This window comes from Mucilaginibacter sp., assembly GCF_965201005.1.
Lineage (GTDB): Bacteria > Bacteroidota > Bacteroidia > Sphingobacteriales > Sphingobacteriaceae > Mucilaginibacter_A.
Window position 1 is genome coordinate 1638007 of the sequence record NZ_OZ241747.1, and the last position, 13396, is coordinate 1651402.

At 33.2% G+C, this 13396-nt stretch carries 18 protein-coding genes; 1 reads left to right on the top strand and 17 read right to left on the bottom strand.

The features are described from left to right. Positions 1-169 precede the first annotated feature (169 nt). The 6 genes from ACOFKR_RS07595 to ACOFKR_RS07620 all read right to left on the bottom strand — a co-directional run bounded on the left by ACOFKR_RS07595 (position 170) and on the right by ACOFKR_RS07620 (position 3285). On the bottom strand, positions 170-724 hold the full coding sequence (locus ACOFKR_RS07595) for a hypothetical protein (RefSeq protein WP_419803419.1): 555 nt from the start codon (positions 722-724) through the stop codon (positions 170-172). Beyond that, entirely contained in the window at positions 721-933 is a 213-nt protein-coding gene (locus ACOFKR_RS07600) for a hypothetical protein (RefSeq protein ID WP_419803420.1), read from the bottom strand. Before ACOFKR_RS07600 ends, ACOFKR_RS07595 begins: the two co-directional genes overlap by 4 nt. Before the next feature lie 19 nt (positions 934-952). Next, the gene (locus ACOFKR_RS07605; protein ID WP_419803421.1) at positions 953-1312 is read right to left on the bottom strand and encodes a hypothetical protein; all 360 of its coding nucleotides are present in this window, start codon (positions 1310-1312) and stop codon (positions 953-955) included. Between the two features lie 26 nt (positions 1313-1338). Further along, positions 1339-1887: a hypothetical protein gene (locus tag ACOFKR_RS07610; RefSeq protein ID WP_419803422.1), complete on the bottom strand. Its 549-nt coding sequence runs from the start codon at positions 1885-1887 to the stop codon at positions 1339-1341. A gap of 249 nt (positions 1888-2136) precedes the next feature. Then, entirely contained in the window at positions 2137-2457 is a 321-nt protein-coding gene (locus ACOFKR_RS07615; RefSeq protein WP_419803423.1) for a hypothetical protein, read from the bottom strand. 309 nt (positions 2458-2766) lie between these two features. Beyond that, positions 2767-3285, bottom strand: a complete 519-nt coding sequence (locus tag ACOFKR_RS07620) for a 3'-5' exoribonuclease domain-containing protein (protein ID WP_419803424.1) — start codon at positions 3283-3285, stop codon at positions 2767-2769. 408 nt (positions 3286-3693) lie between these two features. Here ACOFKR_RS07620 and ACOFKR_RS07625 point away from each other — a divergent pair, with 408 nt between their 5' ends. Continuing rightward, positions 3694-3927, top strand: coding sequence for a hypothetical protein (locus tag ACOFKR_RS07625; RefSeq protein WP_419803425.1), 234 nt, complete (start codon positions 3694-3696; stop codon positions 3925-3927). 117 nt (positions 3928-4044) lie between these two features. On the opposite strand, the gene ACOFKR_RS07630 is transcribed toward ACOFKR_RS07625, so the two are convergent. The 11 genes from ACOFKR_RS07630 to ACOFKR_RS07680 form a co-directional block, all read right to left on the bottom strand. Then, positions 4045-4743 carry a homing endonuclease associated repeat-containing protein gene (locus ACOFKR_RS07630; RefSeq protein WP_419803426.1) on the bottom strand — a complete coding sequence of 233 codons (699 nt, stop codon included), beginning with the start codon at positions 4741-4743 and terminating at the stop codon, positions 4045-4047. A 231-nt stretch (positions 4744-4974) separates the two neighbouring features. After that, positions 4975-5388: a hypothetical protein gene (locus tag ACOFKR_RS07635; protein WP_419803427.1), complete on the bottom strand. Its 414-nt coding sequence runs from the start codon at positions 5386-5388 to the stop codon at positions 4975-4977. A gap of 226 nt (positions 5389-5614) precedes the next feature. Then, positions 5615-6226, bottom strand: a complete 612-nt coding sequence (locus tag ACOFKR_RS07640) for a hypothetical protein (protein ID WP_419803428.1) — start codon at positions 6224-6226, stop codon at positions 5615-5617. 273 nt (positions 6227-6499) lie between these two features. Next, positions 6500-6988, bottom strand: coding sequence for a hypothetical protein (locus tag ACOFKR_RS07645; RefSeq protein WP_419803429.1), 489 nt, complete (start codon positions 6986-6988; stop codon positions 6500-6502). 285 nt (positions 6989-7273) lie between these two features. Further along, complete coding sequence (locus tag ACOFKR_RS07650; protein ID WP_419803430.1) at positions 7274-7996, bottom strand: SDR family oxidoreductase; 723 nt, start codon at positions 7994-7996, stop codon at positions 7274-7276. Between the two features lie 65 nt (positions 7997-8061). Then, positions 8062-8940 (bottom strand): AraC family transcriptional regulator, encoded by an 879-nt coding sequence (locus tag ACOFKR_RS07655; RefSeq protein ID WP_419803431.1) that lies wholly within the window; start codon positions 8938-8940, stop codon positions 8062-8064. 260 nt (positions 8941-9200) lie between these two features. Continuing rightward, entirely contained in the window at positions 9201-9590 is a 390-nt protein-coding gene (locus ACOFKR_RS07660; protein ID WP_419803432.1) for a hypothetical protein, read from the bottom strand. Between the two features lie 837 nt (positions 9591-10427). Beyond that, entirely contained in the window at positions 10428-10856 is a 429-nt protein-coding gene (locus ACOFKR_RS07665) for a hypothetical protein (protein WP_419803433.1), read from the bottom strand. Between the two features lie 225 nt (positions 10857-11081). Beyond that, positions 11082-11753 (bottom strand): hypothetical protein, encoded by a 672-nt coding sequence (locus ACOFKR_RS07670; protein ID WP_419803434.1) that lies wholly within the window; start codon positions 11751-11753, stop codon positions 11082-11084. 145 nt (positions 11754-11898) lie between these two features. Beyond that, on the bottom strand, positions 11899-12576 hold the full coding sequence (locus ACOFKR_RS07675; protein WP_419803435.1) for a Holliday junction resolvase-like protein: 678 nt from the start codon (positions 12574-12576) through the stop codon (positions 11899-11901). Between the two features lie 276 nt (positions 12577-12852). Then, complete coding sequence (locus ACOFKR_RS07680) at positions 12853-13209, bottom strand: hypothetical protein (protein ID WP_419803436.1); 357 nt, start codon at positions 13207-13209, stop codon at positions 12853-12855. Positions 13210-13396 lie beyond the last annotated feature (187 nt).

Genomic DNA, 13396 nt, shown 5'->3' on the forward strand with positions numbered 1-13396 from the left:
ACGTCCAGCCCGGAACTGAAGCCCAATAGAATTACTGATGTTGAAGATAAGAACAAAAGCTTAATAGAATTCCGTCTGACCGAACCACTGCTAATAGCGAACAAAAAGATGAGGATTTATTCGTCAGCCAGCATAGTAGCAAACCCCATGTTGGTGGCAGGCTTGTCTGTCAGACGGAACGCCAATATTTCAAGTCAAGATTTACTCGTGCAACGTTTTCTTGTGTCGCAATAATAAAAGCCTGGCTTTGGTATGTCTCACTTAATGTTGCTGTCAAATGTTTTATGTTTATCCATTTTGGTAGGTGTTCATTTGAGTCAGCAATTAGCCCATGAGCAACTTCTTTGTCAAGTGGAACTTCCATAAACTTTACTAACTGATTAAATTCGTCAAAATTGTCTGGCAATGAAAAACGATGAGAAAAAAATTTACTGTAAATAATTTCTCTTAGAAACAAATTCAAGCCTTTCCTTGCTGCTCCCCAACTTTGAGCTGTGTTCGGGAAAAGCGTCAAAATGTTTGCTGTGTGTCCGTTTAAAAAAACTTTGTATTGAGTTTCGTCAATCAATGATTTTGTGAAATGTTCAAGGTCAACTTTTGTTTCAAAATACTGTCGCAAAATTTTTATAAGTCCGCCTGAACCTTGATTCCGAATTGCAGAGGCACCGATAGCAATCTGTGAAAGTCGTCTATGTAAAAGTTGATAAAATTGTTGTTCCGTCATAGTGTTAGGGTGTGTCGGTTAAGCTTGCCACCAACGGAAAAGGCTTGGCGAAGGACTGGAATTTGAAACCCGTCAGCCAAAACCAAAGCTAAATTTATAACAAAAAGTTCAATAATAATTAAAAAGCTAAATTTCCATCGGTCAGCCGGAACTGAAGCAAAATAGCAAAGCAAAAGTTCAACAACTTCCGTTCGCCAGTTTTTTGCCAAACCAATGTTGTACGTAGTTTTATTTCGTGATTAAAATTTTGTTATTTAACTGATTTATATTTGTTGATTTTTCTGAAATACTATTGATTATAAAACTATGCTCTAAGTTTTCTATTTCAAATATCAGTATCTTTCCGATAAGAGATGGATTTATCTTTTCTGAAACGTCTCTGTCTAATTTTATTTCATATACTGATTTTAAAAAATCTTTTTTTTCTTTTATAATTCTTATTACTTCCGCTTTTAGAATATCCTTTGAAATAGGTTGAACTATTGTTCCAAAAATTGATATTGATAAATCATTAAGTTTTATATTACTTAAATTTTTTTTCTCAATCTCTAAAATAAATAGATAAAAAAGGGCTTTGTCAAGCGTCATTTTATGATAATTAATGATTGTAAATGTTAAAATCCTGATGCGTCATTTTTATTATATTTTGAAATTAATATGTTAATCTGTGAGCCAGTCTTAAATCCAAGATACAGATTTGTACATGTTAAAAGCACTTCGTTTCCTGCCCAAGTAGCTCCGATTTTAGATTGCTCGTCATCACGATATTTCTGCGAGTAATCACCAAAATATCCTGTCAAGTCATTTATGATATTTTTTAAATCTTCTAAAGATTTCGAGTAAGACTCACTATCATAATCCTTTTCTAAATTAATAACTGATAGTTTTTGAGCCTTATCGAAGAATAAAATAATCTTGCTTAGCTTATAATCAAACACATATGTTTCTAAGACATTCTTTGTATCATAAGTGTATCCAATACTGCCATCCTTTGCTGTCATGTAATATGTAAGAGCTGCTTGGTACTTTGCTTTACTATCACCTAAAGTGAAATTTTTAAATCCACGTTTTTTATCTAGAATTTGATTTTGAGAAAATGTCGAGTTGATGAATACAATACAAGTCGTTAAACTAATGGTTAGGATTTTAAAGATAAATTTCATGTCTGCGGAGTTATTAAAAATTACGTACAACGTTCAAGGCTTGGCGAAGAACTGGTATTTGAAATTCGTTAGCCGAAACCAAAGTTAAATTAATAATCAAATGCTGATGCTTCTTTTACCAGCTAAATTTTATTCCTTCCGCTGAAACCCAAGCAAAATAGCAAAACAAAAGTTGATGTTTAATCCGTCAGCCAGTTTTTTGCCAAACCAATGTTGGCTGCAGATTTATAATACTGTAGTCTAAGAAATTCAACTATCAGTATGCATAAAATTAACAGCAAGGTCAACGTCAAATTTTGGACCATAGTAGGATTTGATACAATTTTTAAAGTCGTCTGTTAGTTTATTTTTTGTTGCAAAATCTAAATCAGTTTTGTTTTGAAATATCACTTTAAAAGTCGACCAACTATAACTTGAACCAAACTCCAGTGTCGGCAGTGAATTATAGTCTCCAAATATTTTTAAAAAGTCCTCATTTTGTCTTGATTGAATATATTTTTGTTTTAAATACCCGTAAATAAATAAGCCTGCAATTGCCAAAAAAAATCCCACGATAATTTTTAACCACATAATATAAATTCAATTGTTAAATAGATGTCTGTCAATTTTAAAATATATCTATGGAAACCTGTCTTGCTTGAGTGTCACCAGAATTTGCAGCTAACGGTCAGGGCTTGGCGTTGTTGGGGAATTAGAATTCCGTCAGCCGATAACCGAAGTTGATAATTGCAATATTGCTGATGTTTTATTCATAAGCCAAATTTATAAAGTCGAGACCGAACTAAAGCACAATAAAGAACAAATGTTGAGGCTATTTTCGTCAAGCCCCAATAACGCCAAACCTAATGTTGGCTGCTGTTTTATGTCAGACGAGTTGTGTCAAAACTTAATTTTTAGTCCAAATTCTTTTTTCATTGTCAGCAAAGCTTCTGCATTTCCTTTTGCATCGTCCACAGGATTATGAGTGTGTTTTGTCTTTCTCAAATGTTTAAAAGTCTTGAAGGTGTCTTTCTCTATTCCTTTGTATAAACTTCCTAAATTTTGAGAACTAAATCCAAAAGGATTTTTCCCAGTGAAGTGATGAAAATACCAGCAAATAAACATCCAGTCAAACCCATTATTGTCACTTATGAAAATTGGTCTGTCCTTGCAAGTTTCTTTAATCCAATTTGCAAAGTCAGCCATAACTTTTTCAGGGTCGTCAAAGGTCAAAACTTCGTCTCTTGAATGTCCTGAAACAGCTAATGCTTCTTGAATAAATTTGTCAGAAATTGGTTTAAGTTTTCCATAAAATGTTTTGTCAAGTTGGTCGTCAACTAAAACTGCTCCAAAAGAAATCATTGAAAAGTCACCAGGAATTGGTCCATCGCTTTCAATGTCAACCATTATATATGCCATTGTTTGTCTGTTTGTTTAAGGTGTCTGAAAAAATAGCAGCCAACGGAAAAGGCTTGGCGAAGAACTGGAATTTGAAACTCGTCAGCCGGAACCAAAGTTAAATTAATTTTCAAATGTTGATACTTCTTTTATCAGCTAAATTTCTGTTCCTTCTGCCAAAACTGGAGCAAAATAGTGAAACAAATGTTCAATAAATTCCGTCAGCCAGTTTTTTGCCAAACCAATGTTGGCCGCCGTTACTTTCGTAATCTTCCAACAAGATCAGCCTTGTAGCAAAGGCAGATATAGTTTTAAGTGTTAAGAATTATAATTAAAAAAATTAATGAAAATGTAAACGCCGTCAACATTAAAAGTGTCAACATACAACCTTTTGAAGTCTTGTTGTAAACTTTATTGTAAGCTGCTTTTTTGGGATTTGTCAGCCAACCATATCCTTTTGGTGCTTTTACTCCTGAGGAATGTCTAACATATCTTTTAACCGAAGTCCTCGCAGCAATTTTTTTCTTTAGTGATGGTGTCCTAAATCCGAATTTCATTGTAGTTTCATTAGTGGTCTTGTCCAAAAATGGCGGCCAACGGAAAAGGCTTGGCGAAGAACTGGAATTTGAAACCCGTCAGCCGAAACCAAAGTTAAATTTATAACAAAATGTTGATGCTTCTTTTACCAGTTAAATTTTGTTCCTTCCGCTGGAACTGAAGCAAAATAGCAAAATAAAAGTTGATGTTTATTCCGTCAGCCAGTTTTTTGCCAAACCAATGTTAGCGGCTGCCCAATTCTGGATCATAGTCTAAATTGCCTTTTGCAAGATTATGAGTGTCACATAGAACCTGTAAATTTTCCAACACTGTTTCTCCGTCTTTTGACCAAGGCTTTATATGGTCAAAATTTATGTTGTCGCCAGTAACGATAATACCACAAAGTCTGCATTTATTTCCATCTCTCATTAAAACTTGCACCTTTAATCTTTCGCTTGGAAATCGTTTTGTCTTATGTTTAAAAGTCGGTTGTTCATTTAATTCTGGCGTAATAGATAGTTCGGATTCTTTGGCTTCAACTCCATCTTCTAAATTGATATAGTCAACAAACGCTTCTAAAGCACTTCTCCAATTTCCGAATTTGGTTACATATTGATGAGTAGAATATTTTGAGGCTGGTTGTTTTATATCTCTAAATGTTGGCTGCCTACCGATGGTAATCCAAACTTGTTCAAGATTTCCAAACAGTTTTTCTTTGGAAACATCACGTTGATGAACCAATTGTAAACCAGCATTTAATAGAGCATTATTCCAACTACTAAATCTTGCTGCGACTGTTCCTGCGGTATATTTTCCGCCATTATCGTTATAGTCTCTTGACGAAATTGAATTTGTCCCAAGTTTAGTCGCTACACGCTTTATGTCTTCTAGTAACTCATTATCTGGAATATTTCTATTAAAATCTTTAAGCTGATACTTCATAGTTGTCGTCGGTCTGTCGGGTTGCCGCTAACGTTGCGGGCTTGGCGAAGAACTGGAATTTGAATCCGTCCGACCAAAACCAAAGTTAAATTTATAATCAAATGTTGATGCTTCTTTTAATGGCTAAATTTTATTCCTTCAGCTGAAACTGAAGCAAAATAGTAAAATAAAAGTTCAGTAACTTCCGTCAGCCAGTTTTTTGCCAAACCAATGTTGCCTGCTGTGGTTTTATTAGCTGTCAAATATTGCAATGTCGCCCGAACCTAAGCCAATATATCTTTTGTTGTTAATCGAAAAATCATAAGTCTCATAGCCTGATGAAGAAATGTAAATATCAAGTTTAAGTTCGTCGGTTAAAGTTAATGTCAAGTCAAAAGTGTCTTTAATAACTTCGATTTTTGTCAATATTTTACCTGCTAATTCTTTTATAAGTTCTTCAACTAAGTCAAGTGGTGATGGTAAGCCAAACTGATGTCCATTGTCGATAGAAACAAAAACAATTTTGTTATTTACTAATAATCGCCAAAATCCTGTTGAACTTACATGAACGTTGTTAGCGAAGGAAAAAGTCCAATTTTCCGCATACTTGTCAAGTGTTACGTTTTCAAAAAGTGAGTTAGTCGTAAAAGTCAATTCATTTGTCATTGTTAGGTAGTCGATTTACCATTGCAGGCAACGGAAAAGGCTTGGCGAAGAACTGGAATTTGAAACTCGTCAGCCCAAACCAAAGTTAAATTTATAAACAAATGTTGATGCTTCTTTTACCTGCGAAATTTGATTCCTTCTGCCGAAACTGAAGCAAAATGGTAAAATAAAAGTTGATGTTTATTCTGTCAGCCAGTTTTTTGCCAAACCAATGTTGGCTGTAGTTTTAATTTATTGATTTAGTAAATTCCTTTCCGTCTGTCGAACTAAACTTAATCTTGTCTTTGTTAATATTTCTTATAATGTCAATTTTCAAGTTCGGGTCGCTAATGTTTAAATTAGTTTTTAAATCAGAAAAATCTGTTTTATCAATTTTGTATTCAAATGGTAATATACTAAAGATTCTGTAAGTATTAAATGTATATCTTGTATCAACTGAACCTATTGTTCCAAATCTGTATCGTCTTGTTTCATATAATTTGTCACTATGTTCAAAATAAAATATTTTGTCAGTTGTATAGTCTTGAGAAATTATTGGGAATAAAAAAATGCCAATTCCACCAACAATGGTTCCTATACAAATCCCCGTAATTGCTACAACTCTCAGAAGTTTAATCCAAAATTCTTTATGTTTTTTAGGTGAGAAGATAAACAAGCAAATTACAAAATATTCGATTGATAAAATAATATAGTCAGCAAAGTCGCCTTTTAACGAGACTTTAAAATAAAGTAGTAAGTTATAAATAGCAAAAAATGCTATAACGAATTTCTTATACTTAAAAAGCCAAACATGGTCAAAATTATTTGCAATTACAATTCCAATAATAGGAAGTCCCAAAAAAGTAAATAAGAATAAAAAATAGATCATCTGTATTTAGGTCGTCGAAAAATTACAGCCAACGTTCAAGGCTTGGCGAAGAACTGGAATTTGAAACTCGTCAGCCAAAACCAAAGTTAAATTAACAATCAAATGTTGATGCTTCTTTTACCAGCTAAATTTTATTCCGTCTGCCGAAACTGAAGCAAAATAACAAAACAAAAGCTAAAGTTTAATCCTTCAGCCAGTTTTTTGCCAAACCAATGTTGTAGGTAGCCTTTTTGTCTTGATTTATTATCCTCCTTCCCATCCAACTGTTATTTGCCTGAACTGTTCAAAAGGCAATTTTAGTTGTTTTCCTAACTTGTCTTTTAAACTTGCATTATTTATGGAAAGAGATATAACAAAGTCTTTACCGTTCCATTGGCTGATAATTATTTTACCTTCTTTTGCAATAAATCTGTCCGGCTTGTAAACTTTCTTATTAATGATTAATACATCATCACAAATTTGGCGAATGTATTTGTTTCCTTTAGGATATTTGTTTAAATATATACTCACACAATTTGAATATTTTGCTAAGTCAAATTCTTTAGATATTGGCAAGCTGTCAATGTGATTGATTTCGATTATAAGTTCGTATTGTCTATTTTTTGATATTTTTTGAAGTGAAACATTTGAACAGCCGGAAACGTCAGCAGCAATGTCAAACTTATATATCAATTGAGAAAATAAAGTTCCGCTTGAAATAAGAAAAATAAAAATTGTCAGAATAATTCTCATTTATTATGATGTCTATAATTCTATAAGTTGGTTCTATGCGTCATGCAAGGTTGCCTACAACGGAAAAGGCTTGGCGAAGAACTGGTATTTGAAACCCGTCCGCCCAAACCAAAGTTAAATTAATATTCAAATGTTGATGCTTCTTTTACCAGCTAAATTTTATTCCTTCTGCCGAAACTGAAGCAAAACAGCAAAATAAAAGTTGATGTTCAATTCGTCGCCAGTTTTTTGCCAAACCGATGTTAGCGGTTCGTTGTTTTTCTTCTGTCGTTATGTTGTCTCTTATTACCAAGCTGTTTCTCCTTCTTCGCTGAAAAATTTCCCTGTCGCACCGTCTTTGTCAAGCGTTGCATATTTTACTATAACACTTGCACCTTGTTCCACTGTTTTTTCGCCTTTGTAATTATTAAAGTCCGTTGCCGTGTGTCCTGGATTAACGCAATTCACTTTAAAATTGGTGTCTTTTAATTCAAATGCCAACATAATTGTATAGGCGTTCAACGCTGTCTTTGATGGACTGTACGCCGCTGATTTAAAAGGATAAAATTTCCAAGTTGGGTCGTTGTGATTTGTCAACGAAGCCAAGTCGCTTGTTACATTTACAATTCGTGGTTGGTCTGCTTTTTTAAGCAAGTCCATAAACTCTTGCGTTGTTTGAATTGCTCCAAAAAAATTGGTTTCAAAAACAAGTCTTAACCTTTCAATTGGCACTTTTGATGCAGGTTGCGGAACTTCGCCACGAATTCCTGCATTGTTGATTAAAATGTCTAAATGTTGGGTTTTAACTTCCAATTCTTGCCTTGCCGATTTTATGGAATTAATGTCTGTTACATCCAATTCTATGCAATCCACATTTGCATAACCTAATACTTTTAATTTTTCGATTGCTTCCAATCCTTTGGTTTTGTTTCGACTACCAGTGTAAACGAAATACCCAAGTTGTGCCAATTGTTTAGCGGTTTCAAAACCGATGCCTTTGTTTGCTCCTGTTACTAATGCTGATTTCATTTTTTTATATTTTGATGAATTGCAAAAGTCGGTTCGATATATTTGATACGGCAGGACTAATCACTTTAATTACTTGATAATTCTTGAAGGTCTGCTAAATATTTACTGATACTTTTTCCTGTGCTTTTTTTGAAAAGCCGTGAGAAATAATCTGGGTCATTAAAACCAAGTTCATAAGCCAATTCTTTGATTGATGGTTTTGAATAATGTAATTTTCTTTGTGCTTCTAACATCAAACGATTGGTTATAAATTCTTTTGGCGAGAAACCTGAAAACTCTTTTACAATGTTGTAAAGATTGTTTGTAGTTACGGCAAGATTTTCGGCAATTGTGTTTATGGAATGTTGTTCTGTCAAATGAGTTTCAATATTAATTTTAAACTCAATGAATTTTGAAAGTTTCGGGTTTGAAGAGTTTTCTTGTCCGATATTTTTAAAATATGCATTGTTGAATTCAGTTAAAAGTGAATTCAAATGGGCTAAAATTATTTCTCCGTCTTTTTGGTTATTGTCTGATTGTAATAATTGATTTAGTATTTCAAAAAGTGTCTTTACCCTTTGTTTAGAAGAATTATCAAAAGATATGGTTTGAGTGTTTAACGGATTTATTAGAAATGAAAACTGTTGAGGAAGTAAAGCCAAACAGTTTTGGTCAAAACTCAATTTAAAATATTCAAGGTCGTTTGTTTTTGGCTGTGGCGTATGAATTTGGTTTGGTAAAATATAAAGCAATTCTCCACTTGAAATTGATAATGTTTGCAAGTCCACTTTATGAGTTGTAGAACCGCTGTCCACAAATACAAAAAAATAATAAGCTGTTCTATGAGGTTGAAGCAATTTTTTTAAAACGTCTGCTGGCAAATTTCCATTAGCATTTGAACTAACTCTAATCGTCAATTTGTCGTGTTGTTTTATATCGTAAAGTAGTCCTTTTGTTTCTTGCATTTTGTCTGTTCAATGTTTGTAGGGTGGCGTTGTACAATGACCGCTAACGTTCAAGGCTTGGCGAAGGACTGGAATTTGAAACCCGTCAGCCCAAACCGAAGTTAAATTTATAATCAAATGTTGATGCTTCTTTTACCAGTTAAATTTTTGATTCGTCAGCCGAAACTAAAGTAAAATAGCAAAATAAAAGCTGATGTTTGTTCCGTCCGCCAGTTTTTTGCCAAACCAATGTTGTGCGTAGTTAATTTTAGTAAACTATATTATTTGTATTTTAAGTATATACTTGAACTTGCACTTTTATTGTCGTAAGAAGCGTCAATTCTTCCCCATGCAAACTGTCTAACTTTTCCTATTTGATTTATTAACCAATCTTCGTAATAATCTTTTTTATTCAGTTCTTTTTCTAAACTCCAGTCGTCCCAAGAAGATGTAGTAATTTTATCGTCAACGATAAACCCAATCGAGTTTAGGTTGTCGATATTGAAAAAAAACATCATAGAGATATAAGTATCTTTTACTTTAAAATTTCTTATAGAATAATGTTTCCACCCATTATTGATATCTCTAATTTCCAAATTTGCCTTTTTAAAGTAGGAAATAATTTCTTCGGGCGTTGTTTGTTGTGAAATAATAAATCCGTCTGTCAACATAATGTCGCCAGTTCTGCTGTCAATAATTTGTTGATTCAATCTCAAGTCATTTAGATACGAAATTTGAATTACCGTTAGTGTAGCTAATTACGCACAACGTTCCGGGCTTGGCGAAGAACTGGAAATTGAAATCCTTCGGCCCAAAACCAAAGTTAAATTAATAAACAAAAAGTTGATGCTTCTTTTACCAGCTAAATTTTTGTTCCGTCTGCCGGAACTAAAGCAAAATAGCAAAAGAAAAGTTCAATAACTTCCGTCGGCCAGTTTTTTGCCAAACCAATGTTAGGTGCAGCTTAATTTTTTAACCATCAAAAATCAGACTTTGCGTTTTTGCAAATTATTGCGCCAAACCAAACTTGCTGGGCAAACAATATAATCACAATTTTTCAAGTCGTACGTTTTGTCTGCACAAAAAGTTGTAAGCATTTGTTTTACAAGTTTTACTTTTTGATTTAAAAAGAAGCCAGCAAACAATGCTGTTTTTACCAGGTAAAATTTAGCTTGCTGGAAATAGTCCGCTAAAAAAGTCTGCTAAAAACAGCATGGGAAAAAGTCAGCGAAAATTAAAAGTCAAATTTGTAATCGTTAAAAGTCTGGCTTGCAAGTCAGTCGGCGAAATGCAAGTCTTAAGTTGCACCTAACGTTCAAGGCTTGGCGAAGAACTGGAATTTGAAACCCGTCAGCCGAAACCAAAGTTAAATTAATAAACAAATGCTGATGCTTTTTTTACCGGCTAAATTTTATTCCTTCTGCCGAAACTTAAGCAAAATTGCAAAACAAAAGTTGATGTTAAACTTGTCAGCCAGTTTTTTGCCAAACCAATGTTGTGTGTAGTGCTTATTTTGTTGAATTTATAACTGCCAGAAAAATTGGAAAAGTCAACTCGTCCTTATTTAAAATAGTTTTATCAAACCACTCATTGTCTTTCCTTAATTGTCCAACTAACCAACGGTCTTTTCCCATATAAACAAGACGGTTGTTGCCAACTTCCACTAACCAGGAACCAAATACTTTGTCATTATAGTCTTGGGCTGTAATATTAGAATCATGTAGTTCAGAAATACAAAAGTCGTAAAGAAATTTATTCCAGTTTTTTGACACATGTTTTTCAATTTCAAAAGCATGAGCATAAGCTTTCTTAATTGTGTCGTCAGTCGCTTTACCAATCAACTCTGCATTATGTCCAAAACTGTCAATTAATGTAACTTTAAAAACTCCGCTCGAAATTTCTTCTATTTCTGTTGTCCAACCGGGAAGTGATTTCATAAGTGAAGTTTGTCGACGCATTACACACAACGGAAAAGGCTTGGCGAAGAACTGGCATTTGAAACCCTTCAGCCAGAACCAAAGTTAAATTTATAAACAAATGTTGATGCTTCTTTTATTAGCTAAATTTTGTTCCTTCTGCTGAAACTGAAGCAAAATAGCAAAATGAAAGTTCAACAACTTCCGTCAGCCAGTTTTTTGCCAAACCAATGTTAGCGGTAGTTTTTATTCACGTATTATGCTTAATATTTTCTTTCCATTATTTATCATATGCTGTCCACATAATGTTGTAGAAATTGCGCAGGCACAGCATAGAAATGCATTGACAACTTTGTAATTGTATGAGTTTTGAACAATTAAAAACAAAGCTAATACAGCAACAAATATTGTCCAAATCCCGATATAGAAATGAAATTTTCTATCAAATACTTTGGCTAAAGGAATAAAATGTAATCCAACAATTAATGCTAAACATGAAATCAATAAGTTTTCTTTTTTAAAATTGATCAAGAAATTTATAGTTAAAAAGATTGCAATTCCTTCTATTGCAAATATTATCCAAAATAATCTCTCTTTTTTAGGATTTTTAACTTGTTCAGTTTTAGGTAAGCTCGTTTTTTTCTTGTTAAATATCCAATAGTTATATATTAAATAGGAGACTCCGAATCCAAGTACGACACCTGCAATTCTATAATCATAATTATTAAAGTAATATTCGGCTAAAATTGTCCAAATGACTGTGAAAATTATCATCATAAAAAGTCCTCCAATTGATTTGTCAAGACTTGTTTCGTTGTCTGCCATCGTTTGTTTAAAATTACCGCTAACGGAAAAGGCTTGGCGAAGAACTGGAATTTGAAACTCGTCAGCCCAAACCAAAGTTAAATTAATGTTCAAATGTTGATGCTTCTTTTACCAGCTAAATTTTATTCCGTCGGATAGAATTGAAGCAAAATAGCAAAACAAAAGTTGATATTTAATCCGTCAGCCAGTTTTTTGCCAAACCAATGTTGGCTGACGTTATATTCTTATCGAAGTAGGATTAAAGTTTAAGAGGTAGTTGATTTGTTATTTTATCAGTAATGTTAGACGTTGATACCTGTATAAATGATGAATTGTCAGGATTTATTTCAGCCCAACGAATTTCACCTTTTAACACAGCGGCTTTAATTTTCTGCTGTATTTCTGTCAGTCGTGAATTCCCAGTTTTTACTTCAACAATGTAAATTATTATGTCATCTTTTTTATCTGCATAACCGTCAAATACGATTAGGTCGATAGGACTGCCTATAAACCTTGCATCTTTTGGATTGAATTGAGAAAGAAAACTTGAATGAAAAGGTACAAGATGTTCTGTGATTTTTCCAAGATTAACAGAATAACTTCTGTTTATGGCATCTTGCCTGATTTTTGCCTCTTCTTCAATTTTCCATTTTTGCAAAAGTACTAAAGCAGCTTCTCGATATTGCTGTTCAGCATGTTTTTGAACTTTTTCGATTTCCGCTTGTTTGAATCTGTCCAACTCTTCAATAGCCCAATTTTGATATGAAACTTTTAACTCAGCTTCTTTAGCTTTCATTTTAAGATCCATTTCCCGTAACATTTGCTTAGCCTTATCACTATCTCTGGAAGTTTCGAAAAGATTATAAAGCAATATTAAAATTACGATACCAATTGTAATTAGCCAACCGGTCGAAATCGTAACATCCAAAAGTATCATTGCCAATGTTTCTTAAAATTACTAAGTAATATGCTTCTCGTTATTTATTGATTTAGTTTTAGGTCCGCAATAATGGCAGCCAACGGAAAGGGCTTGGCGAAGAACTGGAATTTGAAACCCGTCAGCCGAAACCAAAGTTAAATAAATGTTCAATTGTTGATGCTTCTTTTACCGGCTAAATTTTGTTCCGTCTGCCGATACTGAAGCAAAATAGCAAAATAAAAGTTGATGTTTAATTCATCAGCCAGTTTTTTGCCAAACCAATGTTAGCGGTAGTTAAATTTGTCTTGTTGCAATTATTACAAAGAATAAAAGGCTTAAACCGGAATAACAAAGCACCGGTACTATTAAGCTGCTTTTATCTTTATATTGATAATTTTCTATAATTTGATTTCTTCTTTTATAGAAAATAAAGGTTAACAAAACAGAAAGTAAACTTCCTGTTAAAAACAAATAACCGTCGTCACTTATCGAATTAAGTCGCCTTTTTAAAAGTTCGCGATTGATAAATAATAAAAGCCCAGTTATATTTAGAAATAATAGAAATGCAAAAAGTCTAAAAGCAAATCGTGTTCCTACTTTTTCAGACATTTTAATCATTCCATAAAGAAGTAAGTCTAAAATTTTAGTCATTCTTAATTACCGCTAACGTTCAAGGCTTGGCGAAGAACTGGTATTTAAAACCCGTCAGCCCGAACCAAAGCTAAATTTATAATCAAATGCTGATGCTTCTTTTACCAGCTAAATTTTGTTCCGTCTGCCGAAACTGAAGCAAAATAGTAAAATAAAAGTTGATGTTTATTCCGTCTGCCAGTTTTTT

Bases quoted from the DNA above. Each gene is read 5' to 3' on its own strand.
- ACOFKR_RS07605 (WP_419803421.1), bottom strand. From the start codon at position 1,312: ATGACGCTTGACAAAGCCCTTTTTTATCTATTTATTTTAGAGATTGAG.
- ACOFKR_RS07655 (WP_419803431.1), bottom strand. From the start codon at position 8,940: ATGCAAGAAACAAAAGGACTACTTTACGATATAAAACAACACGACAAA.
- ACOFKR_RS07610 (WP_419803422.1), bottom strand. From the start codon at position 1,887: ATGAAATTTATCTTTAAAATCCTAACCATTAGTTTAACGACTTGTATT.
- ACOFKR_RS07675 (WP_419803435.1), bottom strand. From the start codon at position 12,576: ATGATACTTTTGGATGTTACGATTTCGACCGGTTGGCTAATTACAATT.
- ACOFKR_RS07595 (WP_419803419.1), bottom strand. From the start codon at position 724: ATGACGGAACAACAATTTTATCAACTTTTACATAGACGACTTTCACAG.
- ACOFKR_RS07650 (WP_419803430.1), bottom strand. From the start codon at position 7,996: ATGAAATCAGCATTAGTAACAGGAGCAAACAAAGGCATCGGTTTTGAA.
- ACOFKR_RS07665 (WP_419803433.1), bottom strand. From the start codon at position 10,856: ATGAAATCACTTCCCGGTTGGACAACAGAAATAGAAGAAATTTCGAGC.
- ACOFKR_RS07615 (WP_419803423.1), bottom strand. From the start codon at position 2,457: ATGTGGTTAAAAATTATCGTGGGATTTTTTTTGGCAATTGCAGGCTTA.
- ACOFKR_RS07660 (WP_419803432.1), bottom strand. From the start codon at position 9,590: ATGTTGACAGACGGATTTATTATTTCACAACAAACAACGCCCGAAGAA.
- ACOFKR_RS07680 (WP_419803436.1), bottom strand. From the start codon at position 13,209: ATGACTAAAATTTTAGACTTACTTCTTTATGGAATGATTAAAATGTCT.
- ACOFKR_RS07635 (WP_419803427.1), bottom strand. From the start codon at position 5,388: ATGACAAATGAATTGACTTTTACGACTAACTCACTTTTTGAAAACGTA.
- ACOFKR_RS07620 (WP_419803424.1), bottom strand. From the start codon at position 3,285: ATGGCATATATAATGGTTGACATTGAAAGCGATGGACCAATTCCTGGT.
- ACOFKR_RS07630 (WP_419803426.1), bottom strand. From the start codon at position 4,743: ATGAAGTATCAGCTTAAAGATTTTAATAGAAATATTCCAGATAATGAG.
- ACOFKR_RS07645 (WP_419803429.1), bottom strand. From the start codon at position 6,988: ATGAGAATTATTCTGACAATTTTTATTTTTCTTATTTCAAGCGGAACT.